The sequence below is a fragment of the Actinopolyspora sabaoui genome (assembly GCF_051225635.1).
Classification (GTDB): Bacteria; Actinomycetota; Actinomycetes; order Mycobacteriales; family Pseudonocardiaceae; genus Actinopolyspora.
Map to the genome: position 1 here is coordinate 467600 of NZ_JBMIHH010000005.1, position 21964 is coordinate 489563.

The 21964-nt window shown below is 69.7% G+C and carries 15 protein-coding genes; 7 read left to right on the forward strand and 8 right to left on the reverse strand.

The features are described from left to right. Positions 1 to 142 precede the first annotated feature (142 nt). The gene (locus ACOQFL_RS12180) at positions 143 to 2587 is read left to right on the forward strand and encodes a beta-glucosidase family protein (protein ID WP_435544235.1); all 2445 of its coding nucleotides are present in this window, start codon (positions 143 to 145) and stop codon (positions 2585 to 2587) included. Positions 2588 to 2707: 120 nt separating this feature from the next. Here ACOQFL_RS12180 and ACOQFL_RS12185 read toward each other — a convergent pair whose 3' ends face one another. The 4 genes from ACOQFL_RS12185 to ACOQFL_RS12200 are packed head-to-tail and all read right to left on the reverse strand — an operon-like array spanning position 2708 to position 11242. Then, the gene (locus ACOQFL_RS12185) at positions 2708 to 3991 is read right to left on the reverse strand and encodes a DUF2399 domain-containing protein (RefSeq protein ID WP_435544236.1); all 1284 of its coding nucleotides are present in this window, start codon (positions 3989 to 3991) and stop codon (positions 2708 to 2710) included. Continuing rightward, positions 3988 to 8199: a TIGR02680 family protein gene (locus tag ACOQFL_RS12190; protein ID WP_435544237.1), complete on the reverse strand. Its 4212-nt coding sequence runs from the start codon at positions 8197 to 8199 to the stop codon at positions 3988 to 3990. Before ACOQFL_RS12190 ends, ACOQFL_RS12185 begins: the two co-directional genes overlap by 4 nt. After that, the gene (locus ACOQFL_RS12195; protein ID WP_435544238.1) at positions 8196 to 9452 is read right to left on the reverse strand and encodes a TIGR02678 family protein; all 1257 of its coding nucleotides are present in this window, start codon (positions 9450 to 9452) and stop codon (positions 8196 to 8198) included. The genes ACOQFL_RS12190 and ACOQFL_RS12195 overlap by 4 nt, the downstream gene beginning before the upstream one ends. Next, a complete protein-coding gene (locus ACOQFL_RS12200; RefSeq protein ID WP_435544239.1) occupies positions 9449 to 11242 on the reverse strand; it encodes a DUF2397 domain-containing protein in 1794 nt (597 codons plus the stop codon). The genes ACOQFL_RS12195 and ACOQFL_RS12200 overlap by 4 nt, the downstream gene beginning before the upstream one ends. 133 nt (positions 11243 to 11375) lie before the next feature. On the opposite strand from ACOQFL_RS12200, the gene ACOQFL_RS12205 reads away from it, so the two are divergent. Beyond that, entirely contained in the window at positions 11376 to 12317 is a 942-nt protein-coding gene (locus tag ACOQFL_RS12205) for a cobalamin biosynthesis protein (RefSeq protein WP_435544240.1), read from the forward strand. Between the two features lie 24 nt (positions 12318 to 12341). Here ACOQFL_RS12205 and ACOQFL_RS12210 read toward each other — a convergent pair whose 3' ends face one another. The 3 genes from ACOQFL_RS12210 to ACOQFL_RS12220 all read right to left on the reverse strand — a co-directional run bounded on the left by ACOQFL_RS12210 (position 12342) and on the right by ACOQFL_RS12220 (position 14867). Beyond that, on the reverse strand, positions 12342 to 13241 hold the full coding sequence (locus ACOQFL_RS12210) for an SURF1 family cytochrome oxidase biogenesis protein (protein WP_435544241.1): 900 nt from the start codon (positions 13239 to 13241) through the stop codon (positions 12342 to 12344). A gap of 72 nt (positions 13242 to 13313) precedes the next feature. Continuing rightward, complete coding sequence (locus ACOQFL_RS12215) at positions 13314 to 14207, reverse strand: fructosamine kinase family protein (RefSeq protein WP_435544242.1); 894 nt, start codon at positions 14205 to 14207, stop codon at positions 13314 to 13316. 102 nt (positions 14208 to 14309) lie between these two features. Beyond that, positions 14310 to 14867 (reverse strand): low molecular weight protein-tyrosine-phosphatase, encoded by a 558-nt coding sequence (locus ACOQFL_RS12220; RefSeq protein WP_435544243.1) that lies wholly within the window; start codon positions 14865 to 14867, stop codon positions 14310 to 14312. 149 nt (positions 14868 to 15016) lie between these two features. On the opposite strand from ACOQFL_RS12220, the gene cobC reads away from it, so the two are divergent. Genes cobC through ACOQFL_RS12240 form a run of 4 tightly spaced genes read left to right on the forward strand, consistent with a single transcriptional unit; the run spans position 15017 to position 18946 of the window. Beyond that, positions 15017 to 16150, forward strand: a complete 1134-nt coding sequence (gene cobC, locus ACOQFL_RS12225; protein WP_435544244.1) for an Rv2231c family histidinol phosphate aminotransferase CobC — start codon at positions 15017 to 15019, stop codon at positions 16148 to 16150. After that, entirely contained in the window at positions 16147 to 17007 is an 861-nt protein-coding gene (locus ACOQFL_RS12230) for a Nif3-like dinuclear metal center hexameric protein (RefSeq protein ID WP_435544245.1), read from the forward strand. Before cobC ends, ACOQFL_RS12230 begins: the two co-directional genes overlap by 4 nt. Continuing rightward, positions 17004 to 17738, forward strand: coding sequence for a zinc ribbon domain-containing protein (locus ACOQFL_RS12235; protein WP_435544246.1), 735 nt, complete (start codon positions 17004 to 17006; stop codon positions 17736 to 17738). The genes ACOQFL_RS12230 and ACOQFL_RS12235 overlap by 4 nt, the downstream gene beginning before the upstream one ends. Next, entirely contained in the window at positions 17735 to 18946 is a 1212-nt protein-coding gene (locus ACOQFL_RS12240) for a bifunctional RNase H/acid phosphatase (protein WP_435544247.1), read from the forward strand. The genes ACOQFL_RS12235 and ACOQFL_RS12240 overlap by 4 nt, the downstream gene beginning before the upstream one ends. A 16-nt stretch (positions 18947 to 18962) precedes the next feature. Here the strand turns inward: ACOQFL_RS12240 and ACOQFL_RS12245 are convergent, their stop codons facing one another. Beyond that, positions 18963 to 20126 (reverse strand): ROK family protein, encoded by a 1164-nt coding sequence (locus ACOQFL_RS12245; protein WP_435544248.1) that lies wholly within the window; start codon positions 20124 to 20126, stop codon positions 18963 to 18965. Positions 20127 to 20305: 179 nt separating this feature from the next. Between ACOQFL_RS12245 and ACOQFL_RS12250 the strand changes: the two genes are divergently transcribed. Then, the gene (locus ACOQFL_RS12250) at positions 20306 to 21742 is read left to right on the forward strand and encodes a sugar porter family MFS transporter (protein ID WP_435544249.1); all 1437 of its coding nucleotides are present in this window, start codon (positions 20306 to 20308) and stop codon (positions 21740 to 21742) included. The last annotated feature ends 222 nt before the right edge of the window (positions 21743 to 21964 follow it).

The following is a 21964-nucleotide window of genomic DNA, read 5'->3' on the forward strand; positions in this document are numbered from 1 at the left end:
AACGCGTCCGGGGATCGTCGGCTCGCTCGCGGGCTCGCCCCGCTCGTCGGTTCCCGTGTGATAGATGCCGTAGGCTCCGCCGATCACGCCTTGCCGGCCGAAAGTGATTCGCGAATCGCGGAGAAGGAGCAGTGAGTCCGTCATGAGACCACCGCGCATCCCGGACGAACGCGTCGAGGAACTGCTGGGGCGCCTCGACGTGGAACGCAAGGTCAGACTGATCAGCGGGGCCGATTTCTGGCACACCCCCGCCGAACCCGCGATCGGGTTGCGGAGCATGTTCCTCTCCGACGGGCCTTCCGGTGTGCGCGGTGAGTTCTGGGACGAGCGTGATCCGTCGAGCTGCTTACCCTGCCCCACGGCTCTCGCCGCGACCTGGGACGAGTCGAGGGTCGCCCGAGCTGCCGGGGTCCTCGCCGTCGAGGCACGGCGCAAGGGGGTGCACGCGGTGCTCGGCCCGACGATCAACCTGCATCGCAGTCCGCTCGGAGGCAGGCATTTCGAATGCTTCTCCGAGGACCCGCTGCTGACCGGGCGGATGGCCGAAGCCTACGTCACCGCACTGCAGGAAGCCGGTACGGCGGCGACCCCGAAGCACTACGTCGCCAACGACTCCGAGACCGAGCGCTACACCGTCGACGTCCGGGTGGACGAGCGCACCCTGCGCGAGGCCTTCCTGGCACCGTTCGAACGCGTGGTCGCCGCGGGCGCCTGGTTGGTCATGTCCGCTTACAACGGCGTGAACGGCCACACCATGACCGAACATCCGTTGCTGACCGCTCCACTGCGCACGGAATGGGGATTCGACGGGGTGGTGGTTTCGGACTGGACCGCCGTGCGCAGCACGGATTCCGCCGCCGCAGGCAACGATCTCGCCATGCCGGGGCCGTCCGAAGTCTGGGGCGAGCCGTTGCTCGCCGCCGTGCGTGCCGGACGGATCTCCGAAGCGACCATCGACGAGAAGGTGCGCCGGATCGTCCGGCTGGCCGCGCGCGTCGGCGCGCTCGACGAACCAGCCGAGAGTGGTGCCCCGCCAACGGTGCCGGACCGGAGCCGAATCCTTCGGGAGGTCGCCGCGGCCTCGATGGTGTTGCTGCGCAACGAGGGGTCGCTGCTGCCGCTGCGGCGTTCCGAGCTGGGCAGGGTGGCGGTACTCGGCCACAACGCCTCGGCCGCCCGAATCCAGGGAGGCGGTAGCTCCAGCGTGGTGCCGGAGTACACGATCTCGCCGCTGGAGGGTCTACGCGCGGCGCTCGAACCCACGACCGAGGTGGTGCATCGTGCGGGAGTGACCGTCCGGGACGGACTCGAACCGGTTCCGGCCGAGATGCTGACCGATCCGGAGACCTCGGAACGCGGGGTGCGGGTACGTTTCCGCGACGCGCGGGGAGAGCTGCTCGCCACCGAGCACCGTGGCACCGCCCAACTGATGTGGACCGGGCCGGAATTGCACGGAGCGGATACGGTCGAGGTCGTGGCCAGGGTGCACCCGGCAGTGGGCGGCGGGCACGAACTCGGCGTGGCGGGTATGGGGCAGCACACCCTCTCCGTCGACGGTTCGGTGGTGCTGGAGCGAACGCTCGAGCCGGAAGGCGAGGATCCCGCAGCTGGTGTTCTCGCTCCGCCGTACGTCACGGTGCCGGTGGAGCTCGAACCGGAGCGTCCGTTCGATGTGCTCGCCACCCATCGGGTGTCCGGCGCGCCGCTCACCGCCGTGACACTGGGACTGCTGCCGGAACGTCCGGACGAGGACCGGGAGTTCTCCGAGGCCGTGTCGGCCGCTTCCGAAGCCGATGCGGCCGTCGTGGTGGTCGGTACCACCGCGCGGACCGAGAGCGAGGGCTTCGACCGGGACACGCTCGCACTGCCCGGAAAGCAGTGCGAACTTGTCCGCGCCGTAGCCCGGGTGAACCCGCGCACCGTCGTGGTGGTGAACTCGGGCGCCCCGGTCGAGCTGGAGTGGCACGAGGAGGTCCCCGCCGTGCTGCTGAGCTGGTTCCCGGGGCAGGAGGGTGGTAACGCGCTGGCCGACGTCCTGCTCGGCGAGAGTGAGCCGGGCGGTCGGCTGCCCACCAGTTGGCCGCTACGTCAGGACGACGTGCCCGTGCTCGAAACCCGTCCCGACCACGGAACGCTGGCCTACACCGAAGGCCCGCACATCGGCTACCGGGCGTGGCAGCGATCCGAGCGAGAGCCCGCGTACTCCTTCGGGCACGGACTGGGATACACCGAGTGGGAGTGCTCCGCACTGCTGGGGCCGGAGCGAATCGCGCCCGGGGAGGACGCCCTGTTCCGCGTGCGGCTGACCAACACCGGTGATCGGCACGGCAAGGAGGTCGTGCAGCTGTACCTGCGGCGTGCCGAGTCGGTTGTGGACCGCCCCGCACTGTGGCTGGCGGGATTCGCCGCGATCGAGGCCGCTCCCGGTGAGGAGGTGAGCGTCCCGGTGCGGCTGGAGGCCGCCGCGTTCCGGCACTGGAATTCGGCCGCGGACGACTGGAGTTTCGAACCGGGTTTCTTCACCGTACTCGCCGGACGCTGCGTCGCCGACCTTCCGCTGCGTACCGAGGTCCGGCTCGACGCTTGAGTTCGCCGGCTCGTGTCGCGCGGGGCGGACCCCGCTTCGTGAGTGACGATGAGTGGTACCCATCGGGCTGTCGATTTCGCGCGAAATCGACAGCCCGCGAAATCGCGGGGTCCTGTCCCGTCAGGACCCCGGCTGCTCGAGTCCGTTCCGCAGATCGTGCAGCAGATCGTCGAGCACGATCTCCTCCTCGACGGCACGGCCCGCGCTGGACATGACCTCGGCGAGTTCGGGGTCCCACGGTGCCTCGGTGGGGTTCTCGTCCAGGATCCGCAGGTCGGTGCGCCGGGCGGCGGCCCGGTTCACCGTCTCGCGGTAGTCCGCGGCCGACATTCGCCACGGCACGCATCCCGGCTGCTCGTACAACGCCCTCGCCACGGACAGTCCCGTCCAGTCGAAGTCGCAGTGCAAGCGCAGTACCGCCCCGTCGCTCCGCAACCGGTCGAGCAGTTCCAACGTTACGGTGCCGGGACGCCCGGAGAGGCACACCATCGGGTGCCGGACACCGGCGGTCACGGCGGCTTCGAGCGTCCGCGTGTTCTGGCACACCGCGATCACGGTGCCCGATTCGACCAGCGGTTCCGGGGCGGCCCGGAGGTCGAGGAGTGTCAGGTGTGTCGGCAGCCCCAGCTCGGTGCGTTCCCGCACGATGCCCGACCACGTGTCCTCTCCCGGCAGTGGAAGTGCCCAGCAGGGCACCGTGGCCGAGATTCCGTCCGGCGTGACTCCGCATCGTTCCCACAGGTTCCGGCGTTCGCGTTCACCGCCCGGTGAGTCCGTGCCGTGTGCCATCGATGCGGCACGCAGCACCACTCGGCTCAACGTGGTCCCGTTGTCCAGCTCGTACTCGTTCCCGGCGCAACGCGCGGCGAGTTCGGTGCGCGACCACGGGACCCGTGGCTGCCGTGCGGGGTCCAGTACGAGACGTGCCAGCACGGCGGCGGCGTGTGCAGCGGTCGCGTCCAGGTCCGAGTCGGCCACCCGTCCGTACTGCTTTACCCAGTCGACCCACGCTGCGGCCCACGGCTGTTCCGCAAGGCCGTGTTCGCTCAGCGCCGCGTGCAGTACCTCGACTGTCCGGTCCTGTTCGCGGCCTCGGCGTCGCGTACCCGACTCCTGCCGGGTGACCGGTCTTTCGTGCAGGATCTCCAGCAACCGTTCCAGCTCGACGCCGTGTTCGCCCGCGCGCAGCGATTCGTCCAGTTTGGACACATTGATCCTGGTTCCCTGTCCCCACATGGGGCGACCGTAGACCTCGCCCACCTTCTGGCGGGTCCGCTCGTCCGGCAGCTCCAGCCGGAACGTCGGGGGACGGTCGGCGGCCTCCAGTGCCTGCCTGGCACGTTCCCAGAGTCCCCGCAGCTCCGGCAGGTCCCAGGCGGCGCGAATGCTCTCGGGGTCGTTCAATGTTCCGTCCGCTCCAGACCGCGACCGTTCCACACGGTGTGGGTGCAGGCGATCCCGTGCCCGCTGCGCGGTCGCAGCACGTCGTAGATGTGCATCTTCGGAATCTTGGGGGAAACCCCCCAACCACTCGGCCAGGTGATCATCCAGTCCATGTCCAGATCCACCAGCAACCCCAGCATACGTGCCACCGTCGGGTCGTCCAGCCGCTCGAACGCCTCGTCCAGCAGCACCAGCCGCAACGGGTCGTGCTGCTGGGCGGCGGACTCGATGGCGTCATAGAACGAAGCGGCCGCCGCGAACAGGGTCACATAGGACACCAGCCGGGTCTCCCCGGAGGACAACTGCCGCAGCCGCCGCACCCGCTGCCGATTGTCCGGGCCGGAGTCGCGGACCCGGACCGTGAACTCGTACCAGTCCCGGTAGTCCAGCGCCTTGGCCAGAATCTCACCGTAACCACCGGAAACGCTCTCCCGTTGCGACTCGATCAGATCGGTGAAGACCCGACGCAGCAGGGCGTCCTCTTCTTCGCCGCGTTCCGCGAACGGTTTCCGAACCACCTCGATGGCCTGCCGCATCTCCTCGCTCAGCGCGGTGGCGGGCTGCCATTCCAGCTGCACGTGCACCCCCTGGCTGGAGCGTGCCCCCTCCAGCACCCGATTCATCCGGTCGCACAGGTCCCGGGCCACCGCGAGCTGGTCGCGCAGTCGCTCCGCGAGATCGCGGATGAGGTAGTCGGCGAAGATCGACCGGTACTGTTCGTTGAGGTACTCGCGCTGCTCGGCCAATCGGCGGCTTACCCGCACGGCGGCCTCGGCCACGGGCAGCGGTCCCTCCTCACCGATCACGGTCACGGTCAGCACCTCGTCCTCCTCGGCCGTGGTGATGTCGAAGTGACCGCTCAACGACTGCTGCAACGGGTGCAGTTTGTCGTGCACCGCCTTGGCCGTCGTGTTGCCCGGGGAGGAGCGGGCGACCGCGGTGGACAGCAGCGCGGTCACCGACTCCTCGAACCCACCGGGTTCTTCGGGGAGTTCCCCCGCCGCGGCCGCCACGGCCGCCGCCCAAAGTCCCGGTAGTTCCATCGACCGACGCAGCGCGCTCGCCGCGTCGCGACTCTCCGACTCGCGCTCGGACAGTCGGGCACGAGCCGCCGTCAACTTCTCGTCGAGCTTCCCGGCCTCCTCCCGGGCCGCCGAGACCCGTTCCCTGACCTCGGGAAGTCGCTCGCGGAGCTCTTCCTGCTCCCGCGTCAGCTCGGTGACCTGTTCGGCCACCCGCCTGCCCTCGTCGTCCACGGAGGCGGTCAACTCCGCCAGCGCGGCGGCCTGCTCGGCGTGGTTCGCGCAGTGCTGTTCGGCCAGCGACTCCGCGGCCATCCGATCGGCGACCGTCGCGTCGTGGTGCAGCACCGTGGTGCCCAACTGCTCCAACGTGCCGAGGCATCGTGACCCGAGGGTCTCGCGCAGGGTTTCCAACGCCCGTCTGGCATCCGTGGCGGACCGGTTGGCCTCCTGCAGCGCTTCGGTCTCCGGTTTCAACCCCGCTCGGCCCGCCGCCCGGGACAGCTCGGAACGCATCGCCTGCCAGCGTGCCTCCGCCTGTTCGTGGGCCTGCCGCAACCGGTTCGCGGTGCGCTGTGCCTCGTCCGCGTCGTCGACTGCGCTGCTCAGCCTCGCGTGCGCGCTGAACAGTTCGTCGTCGTCCGGGTAGGATTCCAGCTCGCGTTCCAACGACTCGGCACGTCGCGCCGAGTCGGCCCGCTGCCGTTCGACCTCACCGAGCTCCGCCCGGAGTTCCGCCAGCTCGGCCTCCAACTCGGTGATGCGCTGCTGCCGAGCGGCCCCGCGAGCCCCCGCACCCACGTACTCGGCCGTTTCCTTGCGCCACGCCCCGGAGAGCACCCCGCTGCGCCAGCGACCGTCGGCACGCACCGCTGTTCCCGCCGTGCCGGCCACGGCGACCGAACTCAGCAACGCCTCGATCCGCGCCTCGGGTACGGGGCAGTCCGGTTCGGCGGCGGGGACGAGAAGTTCGGACAGGGAATCCGTGGTGAGCCGCTCGCCAGGGGTGGCCACCACGTCGGCTGTGGTGGGGTCGGTGGCGGTGCCGTCGGCTGTCACCCACGCGTTGAGCAGCCCGCAGGCCTCCAGCGCACCTTCCAGCGCGGCGCGTTCGGACTCGGGCAGCGATTCCGCGAAGTCCACCAGCCGGTGGAACGCCTCGCCCGAGCTCGGGTCCCGTTCCCCGGTGGCCCAGCTCGGCAGGGGCGGTAGCCGTTCGCCGCCGGAACGCAGTTCCGCGAGTTCGGCGTCGCGTTCCGACACCGCCGAACGGGTCTCCGCCAGCTTCCGGTCCAGCTCGGTGATGCGCATCCGCACGCGATGCAGCACCGGCTGCGCCCACTCGCGCATTCGCTCCCGGCCCCCGCGCGCCGCGAAGCGGTCGGCTGTCAGCTGTTCCGGCGTCGGTGACTCCGGGGGCGGGGGTATTCCCGGGTCCTCCGTCGCCAGTGATCCCTCATGCCACCAGCGCCGAACCCGGTCCAGCCATGTCACGGCGGTGTCGTACAGGTCCTGCCGTACCTGGTTGCGTCGTGCGGCGGCCTCCGTGGCGGTCACTTTCGCCGCTTCGGCCTGCCGTTCGGCGTCGGAGACCTCGGCCCGCTGCCGATCGGTCTCCTCGGCCTGCTGCCGCAGTGTCAGGGTCAACGCGCCGCGTTCCCGTGCGGCCTCGACCGCCCTGGCGGCGTGCTCGTCGACCTCACGCAGCCGGGAGGCGAGTTCCTCGGTGTCGGGTTGTGGGGGGACGTGCCGTGCCACGTCGAGCCATTCGGAACCGCTGTCGGCCCTGCCGCGCACGACCTCCCAGCGGACCGTTGCCTCGGCGGGAGGCATCGTCGGTATCGCCGGTGCCAACGAACCGTCCAGCCCCGCCGTCCTGAGCCCGACATCGGCCTGTTGGCGGTGCTGTTCGGCCGCGTCGACGTCCGAGCTCAGTCGTTCCAGCATGCCCAGCACCGTGGAGGCCGAGCGCTGTTCCTGGTCACGGTGCCGTTCGGCCGCGCGCAGCGCGCCCTCCGCGGCGGAGCGCTCGTTGTCCACCAGTGCCCTGCGGTCGTGCAGGTTCTGCAGTTCGGTGTAGGCCGGACTCTGCCGCAATGCCCCCAACGAGGAGTCCAGCTCGCGGTCACGGCGCTCCAGCTCGCCGACCCGCTCCTCGTTCTCGGAACGTTTGTCCAGTTCGGATCGGTACCGCTCGGCCAGCTCGTCGATCGTGGTGTGCAACGAGTCGTGCTGCCTGGACGCCTCACGGGACGTTTTCGCGCGCGTGCGCAGCACCGTCAGCGCGTAGTCCGCGTAGGTGGTCAGAAACGAGCTCAGCGCGCTGTCGGCCGTGGTCAGTCGCAGGATGTTCTCGCGGATCGACTCCAGGTCCTCGAACGAGGTCGCCAGCCGCTGTATCAGCGTCGAATCCAGCGGTGGCAGCGCGTCGGACAGGATCTGTTCGAGCTGCCCCTCCTGCACCCGCAACCCGACGTCGGGATTGCGCAGCGTGCGTTGCAGATGCAGCAGGTCGCCGTAGCGCTCCGGGGTGATGCCGTAAACCGTGCCCGCGATCCTGGCCCGGAAGGACTGCTCGTCGTACAGGCACTCCGGGCCCAGCTCATCGCGCAGCTGGGGCTGGCTCAGCGGCACCTCTCCCGGCCCGATCAACCGCAGGTCGTGCTCGACCCGGCGCTCGGTGACGAACCGCCACGAATCGCTGATCTGGTGCGAGGTCGCGGTGGCCTTCACGCCGATTCCACAGGTCAGGAACCGTTCGGAGCCGTCGGGCGAGGTCCTGGCCAGTTCCACCCAGGCATAGCCGAGCCGGTTGCCGCCGCTCTCACGTTCGTCGAGCATCAACCGCTTCATGCTGACCGTGTCGAATCCCTTGGAGCCGATCTGTCGCAGATCACCGTCCAGGCACAACGGCAGCAGCAACTCCAGGGTGCGGGATTTTCCGGAGCCGTTGGTCCCCTGGAAGATCGCGCGTCCACCGCTGAGGTCGAACGTCTGGTTGGCGTACTGCCAGATGTTGACCACGCCGCCCCGCCGCAGGCGCCACCGGCCCCCGACACCTTCCCGGCCGGGAAGGTCTCCGCCGGAAGCGGTCGAAAGGTGCTCTCCTGCCGCGCCGTCGGGCTGCGTCACCGCTTCCGTGCTCACCGGGCGGGTTCTCCTTCCGGATAGTCGAACAACGCGAGGTCGGGTACCGCCGTATCGGCGGGAGGTTCCGTCTCCCGGTCCGCCGGGGCGGGTTCGCCGTCGGGGACCGGTAGCCAGCGGTGCGCGCTGGGGCTGAGCAGCCACCACTCGGGAGCGCCGGACTCGTGCGGGATCAGCACTCCCACCCGCCGCAGCAGATCAACCACCATCGTGACCAGCGAATCCGGGTCCTCGATCGCTCGGCGGGACCAGGCTGCCGGATATCTCTCCAGCAGCTCCTCGCACGCCCCGCGGAAATCCTCCCGCGCGACCGGATGCCGGTGATCGCCCTCCCTGGCCTCGGAGCCGTCCAGCAGCCGCGGAATCGCGAGCTGAGCCACTCGCGCCACCGTCGAGCTGCCGGGGAACGATGTGTCGTTGAGGTAGTCCTGCGGATCGGTAGTGGCGATGCCCTCCGAACGTGACTCGGCCACGATGCCGAAGTACCGCTCCAACAACCGGGTCTCACCGGACCGGTGCCTGCGCAGCCAGTTCGCCTGTGACTCCGGCAGATCCCGGTAGTGCACCACCGGATCCTCCACCAGCCTGCGTCGCACGGCCTGCTCCACAGTGGCCGCGTGCGTCCCCGAGCTGCCCGACGCGAGTTCCACCAGTCGTTGTGGACCGTCGGCCTCCGACAACGGTCCGGTCACGAGTTGACCGAGCAGATCGGTGTCGACGGTGATCAGCGCCTCCGCCGTGACGTCGTTGGCGAGCGGGCCGACCGTACCCTCGGTCTCGGTGAGCACCCCGAGAGTGACCAGATGGCGCAGTGCGGTGGCCAGCGCCCTGCGTTCGCCGGGTTCGTCGTCGATCGTGATTCCGGCTTCCACCGCGGCCTCTCGGATGTCGTCGATCAACCGCGACAGCAGCACCTGCTTGCCGCACCCGGTCAGCGCGGCCAGCGTCAGCGCCACGTAGGCGTAGCCGCGCGGAGTGAGGGTGGGGACCGCCCTAGTGGCGTCCCGGCCGGGGCCGGACTTGTACAACCGCGCGTACCGCCTGCGGATCACCAGCCGGTAGCCGAGCAGGGTGGCGAACAGTTCCCGCAGCACCGCCCGGTGGCGATAGATCATGCCCAGCAGGTCGCCGTCCTGGCTCGCCGCGTGCAGTAACGGGCGGCGTAGCAGGGTCCTGGCACAGCGCACCACGTTGGCCGCGTCTATGTCGCCGAGTCGGTCGAACCCCGGAACCGAGGTCTCCCGTGTTCTCATCGGATCGCTCCGTCGGTGACGTTCTCGTGGTTCGCGGAGCCGGTGGCGGTGAATTCCCCGGACATCTCGGAGACGTCCAGTTCCACCGCCGTGTCCCGCAGGGTCAGTTCGCCGCGCACGCTGGAAATCGTGGTGGGGCTTTCCGGGGCGTGCCGGATTCGCAGTCGCAGTCGGTGAACCGGTTCCAACGCCGTGCGGGTTTCGGCCGGATCGTCCCGATCGGCCATCGCCAGCGTCAGCAGTTCGCAAAGCACTTCCAGCGCGTCGGCGGAGAGCCTGCTCTCCGCCAGGTTCTCCGCGGCCGTGGCCAGCTCCTCCACTGCGGCGGCACGTCGCTGCTGCTCGGTTCGGCGTTCGTCCAGCAGCTGCTGCTCGGTCATGGGGTCGTGCACCACCCGCGAGGTACCTCCGCTGCCGCTCCGGTCCGCGCGGTTGCGGACGTTGACCGGGATCTCCACGCGGTTTCCCGCCAGCCAGCTGGTGGTGTGCTCGTCCCCGTCGTGCGGTGGCGCGGGCTGAAAACACCGGGAGGAGTACAGCCCGAAAGCGGCGGCGTAGAGCCGATGCGCCCCGGTCTGGTCCGAGTCGTCGAACCAACGCGCCAGGTGGAGCAGGTCACTGCGGCGCCCCGGTACCGGGCCACCGCCCGACGTGGCGTGCTTGACGCTGGCCAGCAACGAGCCGATCGCGCGTGCGGTGGCCTCGCGCAATGCCGACACCTGGCTCGGCCTGCCCGGCGAGTCCAGGAACCAGTCCGTGAGTTCCTGCCAGTCGGCCCCGGTCCTGCCGCGCGCCCGTTCCACCTCCTCACCGAGGTCCTCCACGGTGCCCAGTGCCGCCAGCAGTTGATCGCGACGCCGTGCCAGCACGCTCAACGCCGCGGCGATCGGCTCGGTGTGGCGGATCACGTCCTCGACCACCGCCTGGATGTATTCCACCAGCAGATTCCGGAACCCCGATATCTCGCCCGCGTTCAGGTGATGCCTGGTGACCACCTGGCCGAGGTAGGCGTAGAAGTCGCGCACCGTGTCGGCGAGCTCGGAGTGCTGCAGGAAGACCGTGGTCACCTGTTCCGAGAGGCGCTCCCTGGTCTTCTCCGGCAGGGTCTCTGCGCTCGTCTTCTCGGGAAGCAGCTCCACGATCCCGCTCAGCCCGCGTTCGATGGCCGGCAGCAACTCCTTGGAGACTTCCCGGGCCCCCTCGGGAACCCGCAGCAGTGCGTCCACGTCCCGCTGTACCCGCACCCCCAGCTTGCTCACCTGGAAGCGGACGCTGCCGTGCTGGAACTCCGCGATGCTGGACGCGGTGGTCTCGCGTCTGCCGTGGGTCAGATTGCCCCATTCGCGGAGCTTGCGCAGCCGTTCGACCACGGTCGACAGTTCGGACTCGCCCTCGGCGATCCTGCCCTCGCGTTCGGCCACCGCCAGCGTTCCCGCCACCTCCGCCGCGGAGAGGTCCGCCAGCAGTGTGGAGGTGAACAGCCGCATGATCGCCAGATAGGTGCGGTGACCGCTCACCTGCAGGTGGCGGTAGAGCAGCAGGCGTCGTTCCCCGGAGTCGACATCCGGGGCCGCCGGAAGCTCCCGCTCGGCCGCCGGGCTCTCCGAGCCCTCGGTGCCCGCGGTTGTCCCGCTGTGCGGGGAAGCGATTCTCGCGAGGTCCGCGCCGTCCGTTCCGGTTCCGGTGATCCGTTCCGGACCGGGTGGATGCGCGACCGGGGCAGGGTGGGGCGGCGCGGCGTTCGGCATCACCCCGGAGCTCGGCTCGACGGCTTCGTGATCGGCGGTCACGGTCAGCCACGATAACCCCGGTCGTGGCCGCCACCGAAAACACTCCGTTACTCGCGACCTCGCTGTGCCTCGTGTCGTCACGGAAAGGTAGCGTGCGCCACGGACGTGATCGACCTTGCGAGGAGGAGTTGCCGTGAGCTCGGGGCGGGCGGTCGGTTTATTACTCGGCGTAGCCGCTGACGCGGTTCTGGGGGATCCGAGACGCCGACACCCCGTGGCGGCGTTCGGCAGGATCGCGCAGCGAGCCGAGTCGGTCACCTACCGCCCCAACCGTTCGGCAGGCGTGCTGCACACCGCCGGGTTGGTCGGTGCGACCGTTGGACTGGGTGCGCTGTCGCAACGGATGGTGCGGCGTTCGCCGGTCGCCGAAGCGACGTTGACCGCCCTGACCACCTGGAGTGTGCTCGGCGGGGCCTCCCTGGCGCGGGAGGGAAGCGCGATGGCAGGCCATCTCGACTCCGGTGAGTTGGCGGCGGCGCGTTCCAGGCTGCGAGGACTGTGCGGTCGCCGCGCCGACGATCTCGACACCCAGGGGCTGGCGCGTGCCACGGTCGAATCAGTGGCGGAGAACACCTCGGACGCGGTCATCGCTCCGCTGTTCTGGGGTGCGATCGCGGGAGTTCCCGGCCTCGTCGGTTACCGGGCGGCCAACACGCTCGACGCCATGATCGGGAACCGGAGCAGCAGGTACCGTGCGTTCGGCTGGGCCGCGGCGCGACTGGACGATCTGCTGAACCTGCTCCCGGCACGCACCACCGCGATGTTGACCGTGGTGTGCGCACCGGTGGTCGGTGGCTCGGCCCGCGAGAGCGGCCGGATCAGGCGCCGGGACGCCTCGGCGCACCCCAGTCCCAACGCGGGCCAGGTCGAGGCGGCGTTCGCCGGTGCGCTGCGCATCAGGCTGGGAGGCCGGATCGACTACGAGCACGAGGCAGAGACCCGCCCCGTGCTGGGGGAGGGGCGTACCGCCGACGGTGGCGACATCACGCGGAGTGTCGAACTGTCCAGGCTGATCGGGACCGTGGGGGGTGCGTTGGCCTCGGTGACGGCGCTGCTCGTCGCCGGGCGGCGATGAGTCGTCCCGCGAAGAGCTCGCCGCTCAGGTACCCGACGAGTTCTCCTGCCCCTGGTTCTCCCGTTCCCGTCGTTCCTCCGCCGCGATCACCTCGGCGACCGACATGCGGGATTTCCGCTTCCGTCCGCCAGCCGCGCCGCTCCCGGACGTGTTCTCACCCGGTGATCCTCCGCTCGCGCCCCGACCGTTCGGGGCGCGGGGGGAACGCACTTCGCTGTAGACCAGATACCCCACCGCCAGCGGAGCCATGACTCCGAAGATGATCCACTGCATCGCGTAGGAGAGGTAGGGACCTGACTCCAGCCTCGGCAGTGGCACCGCCTGCAGCACACCGGGCTGCTCGGAGACCAGCGTGAAGTAACCGGGGCGCATCGGGATATCCACGCCGCGCTCCACCGTGTTCGAGTTGATCGCGTACGTCCACCGGTGACCGTCGTGGCGGAACATCGAACGCTGCTCGGTGTCCTGCTCGTTCGTGCGGACCCGTGCCGTCAACCGCACCGTTCCCTCCGGGGCGGACGCGTACTCCGGGGCTCTGGTGGACTCCACCGGGCGGATGAACCCGCGGTCGACCAGCACTGTTCCGCCGCTCTCCAGCCGGAACGGGGTCAGCACCTCGAAAGCGGGTTCGCCGAGTACCGTGCGCTGCCAGGCCAGCGTCTCGCCTCGGGAAAGATAGTGACCGGTGAACGTGACCCGCTTCCAGTCGGTCGAGGAGCCCGGAGCCTCACCACGGGACAACACCTCACGCAACGGCTCGGGTTCCGCGCGCATCGAGGCTCGGATCGCCTCGTTGCGCGCCTGCGTCTCGTTGTGCCTGCTGAACTGCCACGGTGACAGCACCGTGAAGCAGAGCGTGGAAAAAACACCCACCAGCAGGAGCAACGCGATCCAGCCGGGGCGCAGTAGAAACCCGAAACGCACGGCTCCACGGTAGGCCGGGCGACGGCCGGTGCGCCGCACGGGTCCACCCGGTAGTGGGACTCGTCTCTTGGGTCAGAACGAGCGCAGCGCCTCCCGCGCGACCGAATGGGCCTGGCGGGCGAAGCCGCGACCGAACAGCACGCCGTGCACCAGCAGCGGGAACAGCTGGTGTATCCCCACCCGCTCGCGCCAGCCCGGCGCCAGTGGTGTCTCGGCCTCGTAGGCGGCCAGCACCCGCTCCAAATGGGGACAGCCGAACAACCGCAGCATCGCCAGATCGGTCTCGCGGTGCCCGCCGTGCGCGGCCGGGTCGATCAGCCACACGTGAGTCGCGTCCGCCGGAGCTCGTCCCCAGTGCACGTTGCCACTCCACAGGTCGCCGTGCAGCCTGGCGGCTCCCTCGTCGGCGCCGGGAAGTTCGCCTAGCCGTTCGCAGAGTTCGGTTATCGGCTCCGCCTCCGAGTGGTACAGCGTGCCCGCGTCCACCAACCGTCGCACGTAGGGCTCCACGCGCAGTGTGCTGTAGAAGGTCGGCCAGTCCGCCACGGGCTCGTTACGCATCGGAGCCAGGCCGATCCACGCGTCCCAGGGGCCGCCCGGAGGAGGACAGCCGTGCGCGGTGGCTCCGGCGGCATGCGTCCGCGCGAGTGCGCGTCCGAACTCAGCCGCCGCCTCGGCGGTGGGAGAGTCCTCGACCACGTGCTCGGTGACCAGCCACTGTTCGTCCGCGCCGAAGACCTCGGGGACCCGTATCGTGTCCGCCTCGGCCAGCCACCGCAGTGAGGCCGCCTCGGCGCTCAGGACGTGCGGCATGTTCGGCGGGGCGGCCTTGGCGAACACGATACGGCCGTCGTCGAGTCGTACCTCGTAGGCCGCCGAGGCGTCACCACCCCCGAGACGACGAGGCTCAGCCGCCTCGGCACCCGTCAGTTCCGCGACCGCCTCGGCCAGCCCAGAATGACTCATCACATCTCCCTCGCGCGGGTTGTCCTATCGTGATTCCGGTCGGACCCGGGTGATTTCCGCTCGGCTCCGGTCGGTTCCACGCTCGACCGGTGCGAGGAGCGCTCACGAGGCCGGCTCGGAAGGGGACGGCGTCTCGGTCGAGGAGGCGGAACCCCGCTCTCCCGACCCGGGCAGTCCCAGGCCGGTCCTGACCCGGTCGAGCAGTCCCGGGACAGCGGCCTCGATCATCTCCATCGCCCCGTCGAAACCGCGCTCGCCACCGAAGTAGGGGTCCGGCACCTCCGCCCACTCGTCGGACTTCGGGTCGAACGAGCGCAGCAGCCTGACCCGGTCGGTGTCCTGAACCTCGTCCCGGAGCACGCGCAGGTGCCCCGCGTCCATGGCCACCAGCAGGTCCGCGCCGAGGTGGTGCTCGTCGAGCTGTGCGGCGGTGTGCTCGGTGGGATAGCCGTGGTCCGCCAGCACCGCGCTGGTGCGCGGATCGGCCGATTCCCCGACGTGCCAGGGACCGGTGCCCGCGCTGGACACCTCGACCCGGTCGGAGAGCCCGGAACGTCGCAGGTGTTCACCGAACACCAGCGCTGCCATGGGAGACCGGCAGATGTTGCCGGTGCAGACGAACGAGACGTGGAAGGCCTTGGTGGTGGAATCGAATGTCACACCCCCAGTGTCCCGTCGAACGGCATCGCCCGGGCGCCGGGTTCTTCCACGTGACGCTTTCCGGGGCCCGCCGAGTCCGGCGTCCGGCGGTGCCCGCGGCACCACCGGCGCTGTCCGGTCCGAGCCGCGCGGTAGCTAGACTGCCGGGGATGACTGGCCGGGACGACAGGGAGATGCTGCGCCATCACGGAGATGTGGACGCCGCTGGCGAGCTGCTCGACTTCGCGGTCAACGTCCGGCTGCGACAACCCCCCGAGTGGTTGCGCGATCGGCTGATCGCCGCGTTGGACAGGCTGGGCGGTTACCCCTCCGCCGAGGACGACCTCGCGGCCCGGTACGCGGTGGCTCGACGGCACGACCGTTCTCCCGTGGAAGTGCTGCCCCTCGCCGGGGCGGCGGAGGGATTCGCGCTGCTGCCCACGCTGCGCCCGGAGCTGGCCGCGGTGGTGCATCCCTCGTTCACCGAGCCCGAGCTGGCGCTGCGCGAGGGCGGGGTCGACGTCACCCGCGTGCTGCTCGACCCGGCGGACGGATACCGACTCCGGCCCGAGGCCGTGCCCGAGCGGGCGGACCTGGTGGTGTTGGGCAACCCCACGAACCCGACCTCGGTGCTGCACCCCGCCGAGACCCTGCGTTCGTTGGCCCGCCCCGGACGGGTGCTGGTCGTGGACGAGGCCTTCGCCGACGCGGTGGTCGACGAGCCGGAATCGCTGGCCGCCGAACGGATCCCCGGGCTGCTCGTGCTTCGTTCGCTGACCAAGATGTGGGGACTGCCCGGACTGCGGGTCGGATACGCGCTGGGAGAGCCGGAACTGCTGCGTCGGCTGACGCACCGCCGCCCGCACTGGCCGGTGGGCACGCTCGGCCTGGAAGCCCTGCTGGCGTGCTGTGAACCCGACGCCGTGGCCGAGTCGCAACGCGCGGCGGCCCTGCTCACCCGGTGCCGCGACGAACTGGCGGCCGAGCTCGCCGAGATCCCGGGAGTCGACGTGGCCCTGCCCGCCGCTGCCCCCTTCCTGCTGTTGCGGGTGCCGGACGGTCCTTCGGTGCGTGCCGGGCTGCGGCAACACGGGATCGCGGTACGCCGGGCCGACACCTTCCCCGGGCTGGACGAGGACCACATCCGGGTGGCCGTGCGCGGCGATACGGAGAACTCCCGACTGGTCACGACGCTGCGGGAACTCGTCGCGCCTCCGCACTCCCGGGGTTGGGCACACGCCGACGACGAGCCGGTTGCCATCGTTACCGAAAACCGATCCACGACACGGGAAGCGACTCGATGACCACACGGATCAGGGATGTGCTCGACGTACTCGAAGCCGCCTACCCGCCGAGTTACGCCGAGTCGTGGGATGCGGTCGGGTTGGTCTGCGGCGATCCCGATGCGACGGTGGAACGTGTGCTGTGCTGCGTCGATCCGGTCGAGGAGACCGTCGAGGCCGCCGTTGAGCAGGGTGCCCAGCTGCTCGTCTCGCACCATCCGCTGCTGCTGCGCGGGGTGCACGCCCTGCCTGCCGACGACCCCAAGGGCCGCCTGCTGCACCGGTTGATCCGGGCCGGGATCGGGCTGTACTGCGCCCACACCAACGCCGACACGGCCAGCCCCGGTGTTTCCGACGCGCTGGCCGCGCGGCTCGGACTGACCGTCACCGGTCCGCTCAGCCCGCACCACGAGGGGGCCGAGACCGGTCTGGGCAGGCTGGGAACCCTGCCCGAGCCCGAACCGTTCGAACGCTTCGTGCAACGGGTCGCCGACGCGTTGCCCGCCACCTCGTGGGGGGCGCGCGGAGCGGGGGATCCGCACCGCACCGTGCGGCGGGTCGCAGTGTGTGGCGGCTCGGGTGACTCGAACCTGGCGGCCGCTGTCGAGGCTGAGGTGGACGTCTACGTCACCGCGGATCTGCGGCACCATCCGGCGGCCGAGCACCTCTCGCGTGCCGATGTCCCCGACACGCGTGTTCCCAACCTCGTCGACGTCGCGCACTGGGCCAGCGAGTGGCCCTGGTGCGAGCAGGCAGCCGATGTCCTCGGCGCGGCGTTGCCCGATACTGTCGAAGTTCTCGTCTCCGCGTGCCGCACCGATCCGTGGACGGTGCACGCGCACGCCACGGACACCGATACTGGGAGGAAGTCCGAGTGAAAGCCGATCCCGCCGCACAACGCAGGTTGCTCGAAGTCGCCAACGTCGATGCCGAGCTCAACCGCATCAACCACCGCAGGCGGTCGCTTCCGGAGCTGGAACGGATCGGCGCCGCCGAGCGCGAGATGCGGACCAAGCAGGACGCGTTGGTCGCAGCGCGGACCACACTCGACGATCTGCGCAGCGAGGTCGAGCGGCTGGAGAACGAGGTCGATCAGGTGCGGTCGAGGCAACAGCGCGACCGCCGGATGATGGACTCCACCGACTCCTCCAAGCAGCTGGAGGACCTGCAGCACGAGATGAGCACCCTCAGCAGGCGCGAGGCGGCGCTGGAGGACGACATGCTGGAGGTCATGGAGCGCCGCGAAGCCCAGGAGACCGACGTTTCGCACGCCCAGCAGGAGGTCAACACCGCGGAGTCCGAACTGGAGGACGCGCGACACGCTCGTGACGAAGCGTTGGCCGACCTGGAAAGTGACGAGGCCAAGCGACTGGCCGAACGGGAGTCGCTGGTCGCCGACATACCGCAGCAGCTTCTCGACCTCTACGAACGCATCAGGCAGCAGCGTGGTTCGGGTGCCGGATATCTGCAGGGGAACAGGTGCGGGGCCTGCCGTCTCGAACTGGACCGGGCGGCGCTCGCCTCGGTGCGGGAGGCCGAGGCGGACGATGTGGTGCGCTGTGAGGAGTGCGGCGCGATCATGGTGCGTACCAAGGAGTCGGGGCAGTGAGCACACGGGTGATCGTCGAGGCCGATGGCGGGTCACGCGGTAATCCGGGCGCGGCGGGCTACGGAGCGGTGGTTCGCGACGCCGCGGACGGACGGGTGCTGGCCGAGCGCTCCGGTGGTCTGGGGGAGACGACCAACAACGTCGCCGAATACCGCGGCATGATCGCCGGTCTGGACGCGGCCCTGGAACTCGGCGCGGCGGAGGCCGAGATCCGGCTGGACTCCAAACTCGTCGTCGAACAGATGTCGGGCAGGTGGCGGGTCAAGAACCAGGCGTTGCAACCGTTGGCCGCCGAGGCGCGGAAGCTCGTGTCGCGGTTCACCTCCGCGCGGTTCCAGTGGATTCCACGGGAGCGCAACAAACACGCCGACCGGCTCGCCAACGAGGCCATGGACCGGCAGGACGACGGTGCGGAGCCGCCCTCCGAAGCCACCCCGCCGCCCGAAGCGGGATCGACGGTGCCCGCCGGGGCCGCCGGGACGCCCGAACCCGCTGAGCGAGCCGCTACGACCGAAGCCGCCGGGGCCGACTCCACGCCGAGTGGTGTCGCCAGTTGGAGCGGCGCCGTGGGAGCCCCCACGCGGTTGTTGTTGCTGCGGCACGGGCAGTCCCCCATGTCGGTGGACAAACGCTACTCCGGCCGGGGGGACGTCCCGCTCACCGAGCTGGGGAGGCGCCAGGCCCGGGCCGCCGCCGGGCGACTGCTGACGATGGAGGAGCTCGTTGCCGGCGAGGGAGCGGCCCCGGTGCTTTCCTCACCGTTGAGCCGGGCTCGCGGTACCGCCGAAACGGTGGCCACGGCCATCGGCGGCCAGCTGGTTCCGTACGAGGGGTTGGTGGAGACCGACTTCGGTGCCTGGGAGGGGCTGACCTTCACCGAGGCGGCACAGCGGTACCCCGAGCTGCATCGCAGCTGGCTCGGTGATCCCGCGGTGCCACCTCCGGAGGGCGAGAGCATGAACGAGGTCTTCGAGCGGGTCGACGAGATGCGAAACCAGCTGTTGCGGGATTACGCGGGACGAACGATCGTGCTCGTCACCCACGTCACCCCGATCAAGGCGCTGTTACGCATGGCCCTGGGAGCCGGGCCCGAGCTGTTCTACCGGCTCCACCTCGATCTTGCCTCGCTGTCGGTGGCCGAGTTCTATCCTGACGGCAACGCCTCGGTTCGGTTGGTCAACGACACTTCACACCTTCGAAGTCTCTGACGGCACTCACCGCTGTTCAGAGAGCGACGTGTTCGCGTGCCAGCACCACGGCGCCGTCGAGCTCGGCATGGTGCAACGAGCTCGTAACCAGGCGGCAGGCGGAGTGCGGTAGCGAGGAGCACCGCACCGCCTGGTCCATCGGATGCCGCAGTACCTCGCCCGCCCGGGTCACCGCACCTCCGAGCACGACCAGATCCGGATTGAGCACGTTGCGGAGGTAGGCGATTCCGCGTCCCAGCGCCGTACCAGCCCGCCGCAGCGCTGCCGTCGCCCCGGCATCGCCGTGCTCGGCGGCGTGCAGCACGGCGTCGATGTCGCAGTCGGGCGCGAGCGCGGTCGGGATTCCGTCCTCGGCGGCCTCGCGCACCGACTGCAGAATCGCGGGTCGTGAGGCCACGCTCTCCAGACATCCCGAGTTGCCGCAGGCGCACTGCCGACCGTTGTCCTCCACGCGGCAGTGCCCGATCTCGCCGCCGATTCCCGTCGCCCCCGAGAACAACCGCGAGTCCAGCACAACGCCCGCGCCGATGCCCGTGTCGACCATGATCCGGACGAAGTTGGCGATACCGTCACCCCAACCGAAGCGTTGTTCCGCCAACGCACCGGCGTGCGCCTCGTTGTAGATCACCGCGGGGACGCCGAACAGCTCCTCGACCCATTCCCGGAGCGGCACGTCGTGCCAGTCCAGATTCGGGGCCAGCAGACAACGTCCGCCGCGGTGGTCGACCAGTCCGGAGACCGAAACCCCGACGGAGGAGATGCGCTCCACGGGAACTCCCGCTCGTTCCGCCGCTTCGTGGACGAGTGGTTCCAGCCGGTTCACACCCGCTGCCGCGTCGCCGACCGAGCTGGGAGCCGAGGCCCGCGCCAGCGTCCTGCCCAGCGCGTCGGCCACGGCCACCGAACTGTTGCGTACCCCCAGGTGGACACCCACGTAGGCACGCGCGTCCGGGTTGAAGATCACGAGGTTCGGCCTGCGACCGCCCGCTCCGGCAGCCTCGCCGACTCCGGCCGGGACGAGCAGCTCCTCCTCGAGCAGCGAGTCGATGATCGAGGACACCGAGGGCTTGGTCAGACCGGTCGTGCGGGCCACAGCCGCGCGTGAGCGCGCTTGGCCGTCGCTGAACAGCTCGATCATGTGCTGTCGGTTCAGCTGCCGGACCGTCCGTGGGTCGGCCATGCCGCGAAAACCTCCTCGTACGGCTCACGGATCACCACCGACCGCGAGCGCTATAGCTCTCGGTGACCGATCGAAACCCTGAGTAACAGTCGTTCACCGTATTGACACGCATTAGTAAGGATACGATCCTTACCAACCATTGCTGGGTCACACTTCCCCTTAAGTGCAATGGAGCATAGATGTCCTTCCATTCCACCACCGGCACCTCGGGTGCCGGATCTCACGCCCGCCCACTGCGCACAGCCCACTTCGCCTCGGTGGCGGCGCTCGGCGGGTTCCTCTTCGGCTACGACACCGCCGTGATCAACGGAGCCGTCACCTCGATCCGGGAAACCTTCGGGGTCGGTTCGGTCGTCACCGGGCTGGCCGTCGCCATGGCCCTGATCGGGTCCGCCCTCGGCGCGTGGAACGCCGGAACGCTCGCCGACCGGTACGGCCGACTGGTCACGATGCGCACCGCCGCGGTGCTTTTCCTGCTGAGCGCGATCGGGTCGGCACTGCCGTTCACCGTCTGGGACTTCACGTTCTGGCGGCTCATCGGTGGCGTCGCGGTCGGCATGGCCTCGGTGATCGCACCGGCCTACATCGCCGAGATCGCTCCGGCCCGGCGCAGGGGACGACTCGGCACCCTGCAACAACTGGCCATCGTGCTGGGCATCGCGATCTCCCAGGTGATCAACTGGGCCATCGCCGGTGCGGCCGGAGGTGCAGCGGAGCCGCTGCTGGGGCTCGACGCCTGGCAGTGGATGCTGGCGGTGGAGGCGGTTCCCGCGGTTCTCTACGGGGCGCTGGCGTTCACCATTCCGGAATCACCGCGTTACCTGGTCACCCGGGGTCACTTCGACCGTGCTCGACAGGTGCTGGACACCACGGAGGAGGGCGACGTCGACGAACGGCTCACCGAGATCCGGGAATCCGTGGTGAACGACCACCGGCCTCGGGTGCGGGATCTGCGCAGCGCGCGCTCCGGGCTGCTTCCGATCGTCTGGATCGGCATCGTGCTGTCCGTGTTACAGCAGTTCGGCGGGATCAACGTCATCTTCTACTACTCGTCGGCGCTGTGGCAGTCGGTCGGCATCGACGAGTCCAGTTCACTGCTGCTGAGCCTGTCCACCCAGATCTTCAACGTGCTGGGCACCGTCATCGCCCTGCTACTGCTCGACAAGGTCGGACGACGCCCGCTGCTACTGACCGGCTCGGTGGGCATGACGGTCATGCTGGGACTGGCCACGTTCGCCTTCAGTCACGCGAACACCGTGGACGGCGAACCCAACCTGGCCAACCCGTACGGGCCGATGGCGCTGGTCGCCGCGCACGTCTTCGTGTTCTTCTTCGCGATCTCGTGGGGTCCGGTCGTGTGGGTGCTGCTGGGCGAGATGTTCCCGAACCGGTTCCGCGCTCCCGCGCTGGCTGTCGCCGCAGCGGCCCAGTGGCTGGCCAACTTCCTGGTCACCGCCACTTTCCCGCCGTTGTCCGACATCAGCCTGTCGATGACCTACCTCGGATACACCGCCTTCGCGGCCGTGTCGGTGTGGTTCGTGCTCAAGTGGGTCCCCGAGACCAAGGGACGGACACTCGAGGACATGGATCGCACCACCGTCTCCTCGAGGGCCTGAGCGACCGATTCGACCGGCGGTCGGCAAAGTTGTCGGTCCGCGGCCCTGGTTGTCGGGATTCCTCCCGCCTCCGCTCCCGCGAGCAGTGCCCGAAGTGGTGGGCACCCCTCGGTCCCGCCACCACTCGCGAGCGAGAGCGGACGGGAGGTTCCCGCAATCGGTCCCCTGGGGCGAACGGTCCCCTGGGGCGAACGGGGGCGCCCAACTCCTACTAGAATGGTG

What these genes read in the sequence shown, in the direction of transcription:
- ACOQFL_RS12180 (WP_435544235.1), top strand. Translation starts at nt 143, where the DNA reads ATGAGACCACCGCGCATCCCGGACGAACGCGTCGAGGAACTGCTGGGG.
- ACOQFL_RS12195 (WP_435544238.1), bottom strand. Translation starts at nt 9,452, where the DNA reads ATGAGAACACGGGAGACCTCGGTTCCGGGGTTCGACCGACTCGGCGAC.
- ACOQFL_RS12215 (WP_435544242.1), bottom strand. Translation starts at nt 14,207, where the DNA reads ATGAGTCATTCTGGGCTGGCCGAGGCGGTCGCGGAACTGACGGGTGCC.
- cobC (WP_435544244.1), top strand. Translation starts at nt 15,017, where the DNA reads ATGACTGGCCGGGACGACAGGGAGATGCTGCGCCATCACGGAGATGTG.
- ACOQFL_RS12230 (WP_435544245.1), top strand. Translation starts at nt 16,147, where the DNA reads ATGACCACACGGATCAGGGATGTGCTCGACGTACTCGAAGCCGCCTAC.
- ACOQFL_RS12245 (WP_435544248.1), bottom strand. Translation starts at nt 20,126, where the DNA reads ATGGCCGACCCACGGACGGTCCGGCAGCTGAACCGACAGCACATGATC.
- ACOQFL_RS12250 (WP_435544249.1), top strand. Translation starts at nt 20,306, where the DNA reads ATGTCCTTCCATTCCACCACCGGCACCTCGGGTGCCGGATCTCACGCC.